The sequence below is a fragment of the Micromonospora sp. NPDC049240 genome, assembly GCF_040647835.1.
Lineage (GTDB): Bacteria > Actinomycetota > Actinomycetes > Mycobacteriales > Micromonosporaceae > Micromonospora.
This window is the reverse complement of sequence record NZ_JBEZCX010000003.1, coordinates 121,987-137,226: the sequence shown is the minus strand read 5'-3', so window position 1 is coordinate 137,226 and position 15,240 is coordinate 121,987. Positions and strand designations below refer to the sequence as shown.

General features: G+C 74.6%; 15 protein-coding genes. 14 read left to right on the top strand and 1 reads right to left on the bottom strand.

The genetic code is table 11. From position 1 onward, the window contains the following. The first annotated feature begins 14 nt into the window (after positions 1 to 14). The 14 genes from AB0B02_RS05910 to AB0B02_RS05845 all read left to right on the top strand — a co-directional run bounded on the left by AB0B02_RS05910 (position 15) and on the right by AB0B02_RS05845 (position 14,367). Positions 15 to 1,262 (top strand): beta-ketoacyl synthase N-terminal-like domain-containing protein, encoded by a 1,248-nt coding sequence (locus AB0B02_RS05910; RefSeq protein ID WP_357297184.1) that lies wholly within the window; start codon positions 15 to 17, stop codon positions 1,260 to 1,262. A 283-nt stretch (positions 1,263 to 1,545) separates the two neighbouring features. Beyond that, entirely contained in the window at positions 1,546 to 2,892 is a 1,347-nt protein-coding gene (locus AB0B02_RS05905; protein WP_281941750.1) for an AMP-binding protein, read from the top strand. Positions 2,893 to 3,098: 206 nt separating this feature from the next. After that, complete coding sequence (locus AB0B02_RS05900; RefSeq protein WP_107160335.1) at positions 3,099 to 3,362, top strand: acyl carrier protein; 264 nt, start codon at positions 3,099 to 3,101, stop codon at positions 3,360 to 3,362. Next, positions 3,362 to 3,607, top strand: coding sequence for a hypothetical protein (locus AB0B02_RS05895; RefSeq protein ID WP_107160333.1), 246 nt, complete (start codon positions 3,362 to 3,364; stop codon positions 3,605 to 3,607). Before AB0B02_RS05900 ends, AB0B02_RS05895 begins: the two co-directional genes overlap by 1 nt. After that, positions 3,600 to 4,772, top strand: coding sequence for a beta-ketoacyl synthase N-terminal-like domain-containing protein (locus AB0B02_RS05890; protein WP_357297180.1), 1,173 nt, complete (start codon positions 3,600 to 3,602; stop codon positions 4,770 to 4,772). The genes AB0B02_RS05895 and AB0B02_RS05890 overlap by 8 nt, the downstream gene beginning before the upstream one ends. Beyond that, positions 4,769 to 5,287, top strand: coding sequence for a beta-ketoacyl synthase chain length factor (locus tag AB0B02_RS05885; protein WP_357297178.1), 519 nt, complete (start codon positions 4,769 to 4,771; stop codon positions 5,285 to 5,287). The genes AB0B02_RS05890 and AB0B02_RS05885 overlap by 4 nt, the downstream gene beginning before the upstream one ends. Further along, positions 5,284 to 6,903 carry a class I adenylate-forming enzyme family protein gene (locus AB0B02_RS05880; RefSeq protein WP_357297175.1) on the top strand — a complete coding sequence of 540 codons (1,620 nt, stop codon included), beginning with the start codon at positions 5,284 to 5,286 and terminating at the stop codon, positions 6,901 to 6,903. The genes AB0B02_RS05885 and AB0B02_RS05880 overlap by 4 nt, the downstream gene beginning before the upstream one ends. Further along, positions 6,900 to 8,141 carry a beta-ketoacyl-[acyl-carrier-protein] synthase family protein gene (locus AB0B02_RS05875; RefSeq protein ID WP_357297173.1) on the top strand — a complete coding sequence of 414 codons (1,242 nt, stop codon included), beginning with the start codon at positions 6,900 to 6,902 and terminating at the stop codon, positions 8,139 to 8,141. Before AB0B02_RS05880 ends, AB0B02_RS05875 begins: the two co-directional genes overlap by 4 nt. Before the next feature lie 62 nt (positions 8,142 to 8,203). Next, on the top strand, positions 8,204 to 9,304 hold the full coding sequence (gene hppD / locus AB0B02_RS05870) for a 4-hydroxyphenylpyruvate dioxygenase (RefSeq protein ID WP_357297171.1): 1,101 nt from the start codon (positions 8,204 to 8,206) through the stop codon (positions 9,302 to 9,304). A gap of 53 nt (positions 9,305 to 9,357) precedes the next feature. Continuing rightward, positions 9,358 to 10,281, top strand: a complete 924-nt coding sequence (locus AB0B02_RS05865; protein WP_357297634.1) for a phytanoyl-CoA dioxygenase family protein — start codon at positions 9,358 to 9,360, stop codon at positions 10,279 to 10,281. A 2-nt stretch (positions 10,282 to 10,283) separates the two neighbouring features. Continuing rightward, entirely contained in the window at positions 10,284 to 11,081 is a 798-nt protein-coding gene (locus AB0B02_RS05860) for a DUF3050 domain-containing protein (protein WP_281941737.1), read from the top strand. Then, positions 11,078 to 12,049, top strand: coding sequence for a thiamine pyrophosphate-dependent dehydrogenase E1 component subunit alpha (locus AB0B02_RS05855; RefSeq protein WP_357297168.1), 972 nt, complete (start codon positions 11,078 to 11,080; stop codon positions 12,047 to 12,049). Before AB0B02_RS05860 ends, AB0B02_RS05855 begins: the two co-directional genes overlap by 4 nt. Next, complete coding sequence (locus AB0B02_RS05850; protein WP_107160317.1) at positions 12,049 to 13,014, top strand: transketolase C-terminal domain-containing protein; 966 nt, start codon at positions 12,049 to 12,051, stop codon at positions 13,012 to 13,014. The genes AB0B02_RS05855 and AB0B02_RS05850 overlap by 1 nt, the downstream gene beginning before the upstream one ends. Positions 13,015 to 13,017: 3 nt before the next feature. Then, the gene (locus tag AB0B02_RS05845) at positions 13,018 to 14,367 is read left to right on the top strand and encodes a hypothetical protein (RefSeq protein WP_357297166.1); all 1,350 of its coding nucleotides are present in this window, start codon (positions 13,018 to 13,020) and stop codon (positions 14,365 to 14,367) included. Here the strand turns inward: AB0B02_RS05845 and AB0B02_RS05840 are convergent. Further along, positions 14,357 to 15,190: an alpha/beta fold hydrolase gene (locus AB0B02_RS05840; protein WP_357297163.1), complete on the bottom strand. Its 834-nt coding sequence runs from the start codon at positions 15,188 to 15,190 to the stop codon at positions 14,357 to 14,359. The two genes, AB0B02_RS05845 and AB0B02_RS05840, sit on opposite strands and share 11 nt — an antisense overlap. Positions 15,191 to 15,240 lie beyond the last annotated feature (50 nt).

Sequence of the window (15,240 nt, the reverse complement as noted above, 5' to 3'; positions counted from 1 at the left end):
ACAAGGACAGCACCGTGACGGCCCGGGCGGTGGTGACCGGCATCGGCGTGGTCGCGCCCAGCGGGGTCGGCGCGGACGCGCACTGGGCCACCGTGCTCGCCGGCACCCGGCGCACCGGCCCGATCACGCTGTTCGACCCGGCCGGCTATCCGACCCGGGTGGCCGGCGAGGTGGCCGACTTCGACTCGGCCGGGTTCGTCGGGACCCGGGCGCGGGTGCAGACCGACAGGTGGACGCACCTCGGGTTCGCCGCCACCGGGCTGGCGCTGGCCGACGCCGGACTGCCGGAGGTCTCGCCCGACCCGTACCGCTGGGCGGTGACGCTGGCCAGCTCGTCCGGCGGCAACCTGTTCGGGCAGCGGGAGCTGCAACGGCTCTGGGGCGGGGCGACCCGCACCGTCGGGGCGTACCAGTCGATCGCCTGGTTCTACGCCGCCAGCGTGGGGCAACTGTCCATCCGCCACCAGTTCAAGGGGCCGTCCGGCGTCACCGTCTCCGAGTCGGCCGGTGGGCTGGACAGCCTGGCGCACGCGGTACGCACCGTCCGGCGCGGCACACCGGTGGTGATCGCCGGCGCGACCGAGTGCCCGCTGAGCCCGTACGCGCTGGCCTGCCAGCTCCGTTCCGGCCTGCTCAGCGACGTCGCCGACCCGGCGCGCGCGTACCGGCCGTTCGACGCCGCGGCGAGCGGGTACGTGCCGGCCGAGGGCGGCGCGGTGTTCGTGGTGGAGGAACTGGGGCACGCGCTGGACCGGGGCGCCCGGATCTACGGGGAGATCACCGGCTGGGCGGCCACCCACGACGCCACCCCCACCGACGTGGCGGCCGGCCCCGACCCGACCCACTACGCCCGTGCGCTGCGGCTGGCCCTGGAGCGGGCCGCGGTCCGGCCGCACGACGTGGACGTGATCTGGCCGGACGCGCTCGGGGTGCCGGCGTACGACCGGGCCGAGGCGAGCGCGCTGCGTGCCGTGTTCGGCGACCGGACCCCGCCGGTGACCACGCAGAAGCCGCTGACCGGCCGGGCCCACCAGGGCGGGTCGGCGTTGGACGCGGCCACCGCGCTGCTGGCGTTCTCCCGTGGCGTGCTGCCCGCCTCGGCCGGGCCGGACGAGCCCGCGCCCGGCTGCGAGCTGACGTACCTGCGGGAGCCGCGCCGGCCGCGCAGCCGGATCGCGCTGGTCGGGGCGCGCGGCTTCGACGGGTTCAACAGCGCGCTGGTGCTGCGTGGCGCCGCGCCGCCGCCCACCGTCGACCGCTGACCCGTCCTCCCCGGGGCACCGGCGGTCGCGCACGGCGACGCGGCCGGCGGGCCACTGTGCCGGCGTGCGCCCGATCCTGCCTGTCCGATCGAGCCTGAGCAATCCACCCAGCCGCTGTTTTGGATCTAGCCATTTGCATCTGGTGATGCCGAGAAGGCCCTCGTAGTGTTCCGGGCAGCGAACGCGAAGGGCATTCTTCTCGGGCGGGTTCCCCGCCCACTTTCAGGCTGGGCGGTGGCGGGTCGTGACCGGGGCGCAAGATGCCGTATCGACGGCGGGCTGGGTGGACGACATCCTGCTCGCCGGGCGCGACAGCGACGTCTGTCTCCGCCTGCCCGACCCGGTCGACCGGGGCACGTTGCGCCGGCTGGTCGGCGAGGCGCAGGCCCGGCTGACCGGGGCCGGGCTGCGCGCCGGCGGGGCGGCGGCGCTGCGCCTGCCCCCGTCGCTGGCGTACGTGGCGCACCTGCTGGCCACCTGGCGCACCGGCGCCCAGGCGGTGCTGCTCGACCACCGGCTCACCGACCACGAGGTCGACCGGGCGCTGCGTCGGCTCACCCCGCAGGTGGTGGTCGCGCCGGTCCGCTCCGGCGGCGGCGCGCTGCGCGTCTTCGTCGACGTCGACGCCGGCGTCACCGCGTACTCCGACCGTCCGGCCGGCAGCCCGCACGCGGTCATCCAGCTCAGCTCCGGCTCCACCGGCCCGTCCAAGGTGATCGGCCGCACCGCCGCCGACCTGGTCGCCGAGGTGCGTCGCTACACCGAGATCGACGGGGTGGCGCGGCCCGGCGAGCGCATCATCCTGCTGCCCAGCATGGTGCACGTGCTCGGCCTGGTCGGCGGCCTGCTCTACGGCCTGCACGCCGGCGTCGAGCTGTGCCCGCCGGAGCGGCTCAGCGGCGACGCCGTGCTCGCCGCGATCGCCGCCCAGGACACCCCGGCCACCGTGCTCGGCGTGCCGTTCCACATCGGGCTGCTCGCGTCCACCGTGCCCTCCGGCCCGCTGCCCCAGTTCGCGCGCATGACCACCGGCGGTGAGCTGGTGCCCGCCGCGGTGGCCCGGGCCTTCACCGACCGCTACGGCGTCCCGCTGGGCAACATGTACGGGATGACCGAGGTCGGCGTCATCGGCACCGACCTGTACGGGCGGAACCGTCCCGCCATCGCGCCGGCCCCGGGCATCCGGGTCCGGGAGCAGGACGGCGAGCTGTGGGTGAGCTGCCCGGCCAACCCGTACGTCGGGCTTTCCGACCCGACCCGCTGGGCCGACGGCTGGCTGCACACCCGCGACGCCGGCGTGGTCGACCCGGAGACCGGGCTGGTGACGATCCGGGGCCGGCTCGACTCGCAGGTGTCGGTGGGTGGCCTGAAGGTCGACCTGACCGAGGTGGAGGCCACCGTCGCCGGTCTGCCCGGGGTGACCGCCGCGGTGGTGGTCTGGGACGACGGGATCAGCGCCTACGTGCAGACCGACGGCGCGACGACCGAGGAGACGCTGGACCATCTGATCGCCGAGCGGCTGGCCGGCTTCAAACGGCCCCGCACGCTGCACCTGCTCGACCAGTTGCCCCGCACCACCACCGGCAAGCTGGTCCGCTCCGCCCCGGCGCTGCGGGACGCGGCCACGTGACCGGCCCGCCGCGCGAGCACCACCGGGCGTCCGCCGGCCGCCCGGCCCACCCCGATCCCCGCCCCGGACCGGCCGGCGCGCCACCCGTGCGCCGGAGCAGCCGCCGCGTCAGCTCCCGCTGGACGCCGGCGGCCCGGCCGGCCCATCCGGACACGGTGTCCCGACCGGGCACCGGAAACTGGTTACCCCGAAATGAGGTCCCACCCATGCGCGACGAGGTCCGCACCTTCGTCATCGACCAGCTCGCCGACATGAACTACGACGTCGAGGACCTCGACGACGGCACCACCCTCGGCCCTTCCGGCGTCGACCTGGAGTCGCTGGCGCTGGCCGACCTCGCCGTCCGGGTCGAGGACCGGTACGGTTTGAAGTTCGCCGACGACGAGTCGGAGAAGCTGGCCCTGATGACGGTCGGCGAGTTCACCACCATGGTCGCCGACCGGGCGGCTGCGAACAGCGACAACTCCTGATGTCCGGTCAGCCCGACCTGGGGCGAGCTGACCTGGTGCAGATGCTCGCCGAACTGACCGCGAAGCCCACCGACCAGGTCCCGGACCGGCTCGGCTCGATGGAACTGGCCTGGCTGGTGCACCTCGTCGAGCAGCGGTTCGACCGCCGGCTGGACCTGACCGACGACCAGGTCGCCGGCGTCCGCACCGTCGACGACGCGTTGACCGTGTTCCGCGCCTCGCTGACCGCTCCCGCAGATGGCTGAGCGGGGTCCCGTACGGATCATCGGCATGCACGCGGTCAGCGCCCTCGGCCGGGGCGCCGACGCGCTGCTGTCCGGGGTGCTCACCGGCGCCCCGGCGTTCCGCCCGGTGCGCCGATTCGACACCACCGGCCGACGCGTCACCGTGGCGGCCACGCTGCCGGAGGTCGGCACGCTCGCCGACGAGCTGGCCGACGCGATCGACCGCGCCGGCCGGGCCGCCGGGCTGGACCGGGCCGACCGGGCGGGCACGGCGCTGTTCCTGGCCACCCACGGCGGGCCGCACTCGCTGCCCGTACCCGAGTGGCCGGCGGAACCGTCGGACGTGCCGGGCGCGGCGGACGGCGGGCGGCTCGGGCCCCCGGTGCCGGCGCTCGCCGGTCACCTGGCCGACCGCTGCGGCCTCGGCGGACCCACCCGGGTCTACACCAGCGCCTGCGTCTCGGCGAGCACCGCGGTCGCCGACGCCGCCGCGCTGATCCGGCGCGGCGACCTGGAACGGGTCGTGGTCGCGGCCGGCTACCTGGTCGAACCCGACCAGTACGCGCTCTTCGACGCCGGCCGGGCGCTCGCCGCCGACGGGGCGGTACGCCCGTTCAGCGCCGGCCGGAAAGGACTGCTGCTCGGTGACGGGGTGGCCGCCGTGGTGCTGGAGTCGGCCGACGTCGCCGCCCGACGGGGCGCGCCGACGCTGGCCACGGTGGCCGGTTGGGGCCGCGCCGGGGACGCCTACCACGCCTGTCAGCCGCACCCGGGCGGGCTCGGGCTGGCCCGGGCGGTCGAGTCGGCGCTGCGCCGTGCCGGGCTGCCCCCGGCCGAGGTCGGCTACGTCAACGCCAACGCCACCGGCACCCCGTTCAGCGACGCCTCGGAGGCGGCGGCGCTGGTCCGGGTCTTCGGCGACCTGGCCGGGCGGCTGCCGGTCAGCGCCACCAAGTCGGTGCACGGGCACGCGTTGGAGGCGTCCGGGCTGCTCGAACTGGTGGTCACCGTGCTGGCGCTGGGGCGCGGCAAGCTGCCGCCCACCGCCGGCTGGCTGGCCCCGGACCCGGACTGCCCGCTCGACGTCATCCGCGACGCCCCCCGACCCGCTCCGACCCCGTACGCGCTGACCCTCAACGCCGCCTTCGGTGGCGCCAACACCGCCCTGCTGGTGGGTGCCCCGTGACCGCGGGGCAGTCGGCGTGGGCGGTGCTGGCCGAGGCACGCTGGCCGGAGGACGGGGACGGGGCGCCGCCGGGCGTGCCGGGGTTCGTGCACTCGCCCTTCCACCCGCTGGTGGTGGCCGTCGCCGAGCGGTGCCTCACCCGGCGGTACGGCGCCGGGCCGTTGCCGGCCGACAACCGGACGGCGGTGGTGCTGGTCAGCGCCGCCGGCGACACGGCCGGGGCGGCGCACGTCCGGCAGACGGTGGCCGCCGGCGGGCGGGTCGGCCCGCTGTTCTTCTTCCAGTCGGTGCCGAACAGCGTGGCCGGGCACGTGGCGGCGCGCTGGGGACTGGACGGGCCGGTGGTGTGCCTGAGCCCCACCGGGGACCCCCGGGCCGAGGGTGCGGCCGAGGTGGACCTGCTGTGCCACGACGGCGACGCCGCGCAGGCGTTGCTGATCCTGATCGAACCGGCACCGGACGGAGCGCCGGGCGAGGCGACCGCGGTGCTGCTGGGGGAGGAGACACGTCAATGAGGACGAAAGGTCTACGCGGCGCGCTTGCCGCCGACACCGAACTGGGCGCGGGCAACGTGCTGGCCCGGGTGCTGGCCCACGGCGCCGACCCGGACGGGCCGGGGCTCACCTTCGACACCGCTGTCGACGGCCGCCCGGCCGAGACCCCGCTGACCCTCGGCGAACTCGACCGGATGGTCACCGCCCGGGCGGCCTGGCTGCACGAACGTGGCGTGAAGCCGCGCGATCCGGTCGCGGTCTGGGCCGGCACCGCCGCCGACATGGTGCTGTCGTTCCTGGCGCTGACCCGCCTCGGCGCCATCCCGGCGCTGATGAACGGCCGGCTGCGCCCGGAGATCGCCGCCGAGTACATTCGCCGGCTGCGTGCCGCCGGCGTGCTCGCCGACGCCGACCACGCCGCCGCGCTGGCCGGGCACGACCTGGGCGCCCCGCTGCTCGGTGAGCCGGCGCACGCCGGTGCCGGCGATCCGGCCGCCGCGCCCGCGCACTACCGGCACCACCCCGACGACCCGATCGTCATCACGCACACGTCCGGCACCACCGGCGTGCCGAAGGCGGTGCTGCACTCGCACGCCAGCCTCTTCGCCGCCACCCGGCACCTGCTGTCCATGCCGCAGGCGCAGGGCACCACCCGGATCCTCAACGCGCTGCCCGCCCCGCACACCGCCACCGTGCTCATGGTCAACCAGGCGCTGGGCAACCGGGCCCAGATGTACCTGCTCTCCGAGCAGGGCGGCGAACGGGTGCTCGACGCGATCCAGCGGTGGCGGCCGGACGGCGTCTTCGGCTTCTCGATGACCTGGGCCGAGCTGGCCCGCTTCGACCTGTCCGGCTACGACCTGGACTCGGTGCGGCTGTGGTTCAACACCGGTGACTGCTCGCACGAGCCGCACGTGCGCCGGCTGGTCGCGGTCGGCTCGCGGGACGTGGTGACCCGCGCCGGGGTGACCCGGGTGCCCGGCTCGGTGTTCATCGACGGGCTCGGCTCCAGCGAGATGGGACACTCGATGTTCCACATCACGCACACCGTGGACACCGACCGCTACGGTCGCTGCGTCGGCCGCCCGTACCGGTTCGCGCGGGTGGCCGTGCTCGACGCCGACGGCAACGAGCTGCCCGCCGGGCAGGTCGGCTGGCTGGGCATCGACTCGCCGTCGCTGTTCCGGGGCTACTGGAACGACTCGGTCACCACCTACCGGTTCCGGCTGCGCGGCTGGTACCTCACCGGCGACCTGGTGTACGCCGACGACGACGGCCGCTACTACCACCTGGACCGGGCGGTCGACTCGGTCGAGGTGGCGGGCGGGAAACGGTTCTTCACCGCGCTGTCCGAGGAGCGGATCCTCGCCGCCTGCGCCGACGTCACCGACTGCACCGTGGTGATCGTCAAGGAGGCCGACGGGACGGTCACCACCGACGTGCTGCTGGAGCTGGCGGCCGGCGCCGACCCGGCCCAGGACCGCACCGCCGCGATCCGCGCGGCGCTCGGCCCGGACGTGGCCGCCACGCTGCGCCGGGTGGTGCCGGTACGCGCCGAGGACATCCCGGTCACCGTGACCGGCAAGGTCCGCAAGGTGGCGCTGCGCGAGCGCTACCTGACCGAGGCGCCGTCATGACCGCCGTGATCACCGGCATGGGGCTGTTCACGCCGGCCGGTCGCGGCGTCGCGGACACCTTTGACGCGCTGCTCACCGGCCGCTCCGGCCTGCGCCGGCCCCCCGAGGGCCACCCGGCGGCCGGCAGCCTGGAGGTGGCCGGGGTGCTGCCCGACATCGATCCGCGCAGCGTCGCCTCCGGACCGGACACGAAGGTGCTCGACCGGGTCGTGCTGCTCGCGCTGCTCACCGCCGCCGAGGCGCTCGCCGACGCCGGCATCGAGGTGGGGCGCGATGTCGACCCGGAGCGGATCGCGGTGATCGTCGGCGGTGTCGGCGGGATGGCCACGCTGGAACGTCAGGTCGTGGCCCGCGCCGAACGTGGCCGGGCGGCGGTCAGCCCGTACCTGCTCACCGGCATCCTGCCGAACATGCCGTCGGCCCGGATCGCCATCGCGCACGGCATCCGCGGCTACAGCTCGTCGGTGGGCACGGCCTGCGCCTCCGGCGCCCAGGCCGTCGCCGACGGGGTACGCCTGATCCGCGCCGACGAGGCCGACGTGGTGGTCTGCGGGGCGAGCGAGGCGCCGCTGTTCGGCACGTTCGCCGACACGTTCGGCAACGCCCGGGCACTGGCCCGCGGCTGGGACGAGCCCACCGAGGCGAGCCGGCCGTTCGACAAGCGGCGCAACGGCTTCGTGCTCGCCGAGGGCGCGGCGCTGCTGGTGCTGGAACGGGCCGGGCACGCCGCCGCCCGGGGCGTCACCGGCTACGCCGAGGTCGCCGGCTACGGCACCAACACCGACGCGTACCACCCGACCGCGCCGCGGCCGGACGGCGCCGGGGCGGCCGCGTGCATGCGCCGGGCGCTCGCCGCCGGCGGGATCGGGCCGGCGGACGTCGGCTACGTCAACGCGCACGGCACCGGCACCAAACTGGGCGACATCGCCGAGACGACCGCGCTGGCCGACGTGTTCGGCGTCGGCGGCGTGCCGGTCAGCTCCACCAAGGCGCTCACCGGGCACCTGCTCGGCGCGTCCGGCGTGCTGGAGGCCGCGGCCACCGCCCTGGCGCTGCGGCGCGGCCTGCTCCCGCCCACCTACCACCTGGACGACCCGGACCCGGAGTGCGAGGCGGACCACGTCCGCGCCGTGCCCCGGCCCACCCGGACCGACCACGCGCTGTCGAACTCGTTCGGGTTCGGCGGCCAGAACGTCAGCCTGCTGCTGCGCCGGGTCGCCACCCCGGCCGCGGCCTGACCCGACTCCATGCCCGGGCGACGAGCCCGGGTCGCCACCACGGGGGGAACAGGGGGAAGCCCATGCACATCAACGGCATAGACCATCTGGAGCTTTACGTGGGGGACGCCCGGCAGGCGGCCTTCTACTTCGACACCGCGGTCGGGTTCCGGCTGCACGGCCAGGGCGGACCGGAGACCGGGCTGGCCGGGCAGCGGTCCCTGCTGCTGGCCCAGGCCGGCATCCGGCTGCTGCTGACCACCGGCCTGTCCGCGGAACACCCGGCCGCCACCTACGTGCACCGGCACGGCGACGGCATCGCCGTGGTCGCGCTCGCCGTCGACGACGCCGCCGGGGCGTACGCGGAGCTGGTGGCCCGCGGCGCGACCGGGGTGACGCCGCCGCGCGCCTACACCGGCGCGGACGCCGAGGTGGTGATCGCCGAGGTCGGCGGCTTCGGCGACGTGCTGCACCGGCTCGTGGAGCGGCGCGGGGACCGGAGCGTGTTCCTGCCCGGCGCGATCGAGCCGGTCGCCGCGCCGGACGGCGACGCGCTGCTGGCCGAGGTCGACCACCTGGCGGTCTGCGTGCCGCCCGGGCAGCTCGACGAGACGGTGGCCCACTACGAGAAGGTGTTCGGCTTCGCGCACATCTTCACCGAGCACGTCGAGGTCGGCGGGCAGGCGATGAACTCCAAGGTGGTGCAGAGCCCGTCCGGGCAGGTCACCCTGGTGCTGCTGGAGCCGGACACGGGCGCCCGACCCGGGCAGATCGAGGACTTCCTGCGCTGGCACGCCGGCGCCGGTGTGCAGCACCTGGGGCTGCGCACCGACGACATCGTCGCCACCGTCGGCGCGCTCGCCGGCCGGGGGGTGCGCTTCGCCCGCACGCCCGGCGCCTACTACGACGACCTGGAACAGCGGGTCGGCCGGCTGGACGCGCCGGTGGACCGGCTGCGTGAGCTGAGCATCCTGGTCGACTCCGACCACGACGGCCAGCTCCTGCAGATCTTCACCGAGTCGATGCACGTGCGTCGCACGCTCTTCCTGGAGGTCATCGAGCGGCGCGGGGCGCGCACCTTCGGCAGCGGCAACATCAAGGCGCTCTACGAGGCGAAGGAACGTGAACTGGCCGCGGCGGGGGCGACCCCGGTCGTCGCGGCCGGAGGGGTTGGTACGGCATGAGTGAACGCACCGAGCGAAGCGAGGGCCGTGAGGCCATGCCCGGCCGGTACGGCATGACCACGATCGATCCCGGACTGACCGCCGAGGAGGAGGCGCTGCTGCCCTCCGACGACGACGTCCGGCACTACGTCGAGCACGGCTGGTACCTGTCGAAGAAGCTGCTCACCGACGACGAGGTGGACGAACTCGTGGCGGCGACCGACGGCTACTACGCCGGGGAACGTGACCGGCGGCTGCCGGTACGCCCGCCGAAGCTGGCCTACTGGGAGCCGTCGCGCGGTGACGTGCAGCGGCACAACGACTACGTCCACCACGAGCACGACGGGATCGCCCGCATCCTGCGCAAGCCGCTGATCGGGGCGGTCGCGGCCCGGCTGGCCCGGGCCGTCGAGATCCGGATCTTCCAGTCCACGCTGATCTGGAAGCCGCCGATCGCCGGCTTGCCGTCCAACATCGTGCCCTGGCACTTCGACAAGCACTACTGGGCGTCCTCGTCGTCGGAGGAGATGCTCACCGCGTTCATCCCGTTCCACGACTGCGGCGTGGAGATGGGCACCATCACCATGGTCGACGGCTCGCACCGGTGGCGGGAGATCGGCGCGGACGACACGGTGGTGCGGCACTTCGCCGACCGGGACCGCGACCAGCTCGAGGCGATGCTGGCCGAGAACGCGGCGTTCAACCACGCCGAGATCCGCAAGATCCCCATGGTGATCCCCAAGGGGCACATGAGCTTCCACCACTGCCGTACCTACCACGGCAGCGGTGCGAACGTCAGCGGGCGCCCCCGGCGGGCGATCTCGCTGCACCTGCAGGACGGTGAGAACGCCTGGCGGGAGTATCCGCTCTCCGACGGCACACTCGCCGCGTACAACCACGACGTGCTGGTCCGCCGCACCCACGAGGGCCGGCCGGACTACGCAGACCCCGATTACTGCCCGGTCATCTGGCGCGACCGCGCCCAGCAGGGAGGCTGACAATGTCACGGTACGACTGGGGAAAGACGCACCCGGGCATCGAGCGGCTGGAGCGGGCGGTGACCGAACGCCGCGACGTGGTGGTCAACCACCCGCTCTACGCCAACCTGGACACCCACGAGGCGTTGGTGACGTTCATGGAGCACCACGTCTTCGCGGTCTGGGACTTCATGTCCCTGCTGAAGTCGTTGCAGCGCCAGCTCACCTGCGTCACGGTCCCGTGGATCCCGACCGGCCCGACCGGCAGCCGCCGCCTGATCAACGACATCGTCATGGTCGAGGAGAGCGACGAGCTGGGTGAGGGCTACATCAGCCACTTCGAGCTCTACGTGCGCGGCATGACCGAGGCCGGCGCGGACACCACTCCCGTCGACAAACTGGTGGACCTGCTGCGCGCCGGTCGGCCGGTCACCGAGTCGTTCGGCGAGGCCGGGGTGCCGGCGCCGTCGGCGGCGTTCGCGGGCACCACCTGGCGGATCATCGAGACCACCCCGGTGCACTGCCAGGCGGCGGCGTTCGCGTTCGGCCGGGAGGACCTCATCCCGGAGATGTTCACCCAGGTCGTCGCCGTCAACGAGCGCAGCAACCGGCTGAACACGTTCGTCGACTACCTGGAGCGGCACATCGAGGTCGACGGCGAGCAGCACACCCCGATGGCCATGCAGATGCTCGCCGACCTGTGCGGCGACGACGACACCAAGTGGCAGGAGTGCGCGGACACGGTGAACGACGCGCTGGCCGCCCGCGCCCGCCTCTGGGACGACATCCTCGCCGCCATCAAGGAGGGCCGTCCGGCGTGACCGGCCCCGACCCGGCCGCGCTCTACCGGACGGTCCGGCTGATCCGCCGCTTCGAGGAGCGCGCGATCGAGCTGGTCGACGCCGGGGAGATCGTCGGCGGCATCCACCCGTACCTGGGTCAGGAGGGGATCGCCGCCGGGGTCTGCGCGGCGCTGTCCGCCGGTGACCTGGTGACCGGCACCCACCGCGGGCACGGACACGTGCTGGCCAAGGGCGCCGACCCGGCCCGGATGCTGGCCGAGCTGTGCGGCCGGGTCACCGGGCTCAACCGGGGCCGCGGCGGGTCGATGCACGCCGCCGACTTCGGCGTCGGCGTGCTCGGCGCCAACGCCATCGTCGGGGCCGCCGGCGCGATCCTCACCGGCGCGGTGTGGGAGCGCCGGCGGCGCGGCGCCGACCTGGTCGGCGCCACGTTCTTCGGCGACGGCGCGGTCAACGAGGGAATGCTGCTGGAGGCGTTCAACCTGGCCGCGCTCTGGCGGGTGCCGGTGTTGTTCGTCTGCGAGAACAACGGCTACGCCACCACCATGCCGGTCGCCGGCGCGGTGGCCGGCACGATCGCCGGGCGGGCCGAGGCGTTCGGCATGCCGGCGACCGCCGTCGACGGCCAGGACCCGGAGACGGTACGCGCGGCGGCAGCCGCCGCCGTCGCGCGGATGCGCGCCGGCGGCGGACCCGAGCTGATCGAGGCGCACACCTACCGGTTCGACGCCCACCACACCTTCGAACACCGGGTACGCCTCGACTACCGGCCGTCGCAGGAGGTGGCCGACGGCCGCTCCCGCGACCCGGTCGAGATCGCCGGTGCGCGGCTGGACCCGGCGACGCGGGCCGAGATCGACGCCTCCGTCGAGGCGGTGCTGGCCGCCGCCGTCGACTTCGCGCTGGCCGGCCCGCACCCGGACCCGGCAACCGCCCTGGACCACCTGTACGCCAGCGGGCTGACCGCCCGGACCGGAGGTGGCTGATGCCCCGGCTCTCCTACCGTAGGGCGCTCACCCGGGCGCTCGCCGACGAGATGACCCGCGACGAGTCGGTGGTGGTGCTCGGCGAGGACATCCGGGTGGCCGCCGCCAACGTCACCACCGGGCTGGTGAAGAAGTTCGGCCCGGAGCGGGTGCGCGACACGCCGCTGTCGGAGCAGGCGTTCACCAGCTTCGCCACCGGCGCGGCGCTGGCCGGGGCCCGGCCGGTGGTGGAGTTCCAGATCCCGTCGCTGCTGTTCCTGGTCTTCGAGCAGATCGTCAACCACGCGCACAAGTTCCCGCTGATGACCGGTGGCCAGTGCGCGGTGCCGGTCACCTACCTGGTGCCCGGCTCCGGCTCCCGGACCGGCTGGGCCGGGCAGCACTCCGACCACCCGTACGCGTTGTTCGCCCACGTCGGGGTGACCACCGTGGTGCCGGCCACCCCGGCCGACGCGTACGGGCTGCTGGTCTCCGCGATCCGCTGCGACGACCCGGTGGTGGTCTTCGCCCCGGCCGGCGCGCTGGACCTGCGGGAGGACGTGGCCGACCCGGCGCCGGTGCCGCTGGGTCGGGGCGTGGTCCGCCGGGCCGGCGACGACGTCACCGTGGTCGCGGTCGGGCACCTGGTGCACGAGGCGCTCGCGGTCGCCGAGGAGCTGGCCGGTCAGGCGTCGGTGGAGGTCTTCGACCCCCGCACGCTGTACCCGTTCGACTGGGACGGACTCGTCGACTCGGTGAGCCGCACCGGACGCCTCGTCGTGGTCGACGACGGCAACCGGTCCTGCGGCATCGCCGGGGAGATCATCGCGACCGTGGTGGAGCGGGTCCGGCTGGCCGCCCCGCCGCGGCGGGTCACCCGGCCCGACGGCGCGGTGCTGCCGTTCGCGCCAGCCCTGGACCGGGCCGTGCAGCCCGGCCGGGACCAGCTCACCGCCGCCATCCAACTGACCCTCAAGGACGGATGAACGATGGACCCGAACTACCCGTGGCCGCCGCTCGGCGCGGCGTGGACCGACCTGCCCGAGTCCACCCGGTCGGCCATGGTGACGGCCGGCGCCGGCGCCTGGGAGAAGATCTTCCACGGCCGGGCCACCTACAACACGCGGTGGCGGCTGGCCCGCCCGCCGGTGCTCACCGCGGACGCGTTCCGTGAGCTGAACGAGGTCTGCGACCGGATCGCCCAGCTCATCCTCCAGGCGTGCCAGCGGCGCGCCCGCACCGCCGGTGAGCTGCGCCGACTACTCGACGTGCCGGACGGGGAGACCCGGCTGCTCGACCCGGACGAGGAGCTGCACGACGGGCTGCTGGCCGCGTACCGGCCGGACGTGCTGTTCTCCGGCGACGTGCCGTGCATCGTGGAGTACAACATCGACAGCAGCCTCGGCGGCGGCTTCGACGCCGACACCGTGATCCAGCGGTACGCGGAGCTGTACCGCGACGCCGGCCTGCTGGACCGGGTGCGGCCCGCGCCGTCCCTGCTGGACCAGCGGTTCGCCGCCATCCGGGACACGCTCGGCCTGCCCGACGGCGCACGGGTGGCGCTGCTGATGGACTTCGAGGCGGAGTATCCGGGGCTGGACGACCCGGAGACGTTCATCCGGATCCTCTCGCCGCTCGTCGACCAGGCCCGGCCGTTCGGCATCGACCTGGTGATCGCGCCGGTCGCCACCGCCACCCTGGACGCCGGGCGTCGGCTGGTGGTCGGCGGCGCCCCGGTGGACGCGCTGTTCCGGCTGTTCGTGCCGAACCGGGTCACGCCCGGCGCCGGCCTGGACGCGGTGGCCGGCGCGCTGGCGGCCGGCACGCTGCCGATGTTCGTCAGCAGCGCCGCCTGGCTGCTCAGCAACAAGCTGAACTACGCCTGGCTCTGGGCCGACCTGGACCTGCTGTCGGAGCCCGACCGGGTGCTGGTCCGCCGGTACGTGCCGCACACCGTCGCGCTCACCGCCGACCAGCTCGACCGGGCGCTGGCCGAGCAGGCCGACCTGGTCGCCAAGCCGGCCGGCGGGTCGGCCGGGCACGGCGTGCTGATCGGGCCGGAGCTGAGCGCGGTGGCCTGGGAGGACGGGGTACGCGCCGCGATCGACGCGGGCGGACACATCCTCCAGCGCTACCACGAGGCGGACCGGGTGGCGATGGACTTCGTGCGGATCGAGACCGGCGAGACGGTCACCGCCGACGTCCCGTACAGCCTCGCGCCGTACCTGTTCGACCGCACCGCCTCCGGCGCGTTGGCGCGGGTCGGCTACCCGGGCTGCGAGGGCGTCCTCAACCTGGCCCGGGGCGTGCTGATGTCCGGCATCCTGCTCACCGACTGATCCCGCCCTGGGCCGGGGTGGTGAAGAAGGCGGTCAGGGGGGTGATCAGGGCGGGCGGCGCCACGGCGATGCCGTTGTGCGGGCTGCCGGGCACGCGCAGCGTGCGGGCGTGCGGGAGGACGGTGGCCAGCAGCTCGTTGGTCTCGGTGAAGAACGGCGCGGCCCGGGCGCCGCTGATCAGGAGCGTGTCGGCGGTGATGCCGGCGTACTGCTCGGCCGGCCCGTCGTGCACCATGATCTGCCGTGACTCGGCGAGCGTCATCCCGACCAGCGCGCCCATGGTGCGCCCGATCTCGGTGCGCAGGAAGAGCCGGGTGATCGCGGCCCGGACCGGCAGCGGCAGCCGCGAGGCTGGGTTCTGCGGGTCGACGGCGGCGCCCACGATCGCCAGGGCCCGGGCGTTCTGCCCGGCCCGGACGGCCGCCTCGGCCGGCTCGAGAAACGCCATAGGCATGCCGTGTCCGGCCAGCCGCAGCGGGGCGTCGTAGACCGCGATCCGCTCCAGCGGCAGTCGCAGCGCGGCCCGCAGCACCACGAACGCGCCGTAGCTGTGCCCGACCGCCCACCGGGCGCCGGTGTGCGCGAGCACCGCGCCGAGGTCGTCGATCTCCTGCTCCACCGTGTACGGCTCGCGGCGGGGAGGGGCGTCCGCCCGGCCCCGCCGGTTGTAGAGGTGCACGGTGAACCGCTCGGCGAGCCGTGCGGCCAGCCGGCGGTACTCCGCGATCGTCACCCCGCCGCCGTGCACCACCACCAGCCCCGGCCCGGTGCCTGTGGAGTGCAGGACGATGCCCGCGCCGTCCGTGGCCGTGATCCGTTGCATGACCGCTCCCTCCGACCCCATGAAACTGCGAACGCCGTTTGCAGTTTACA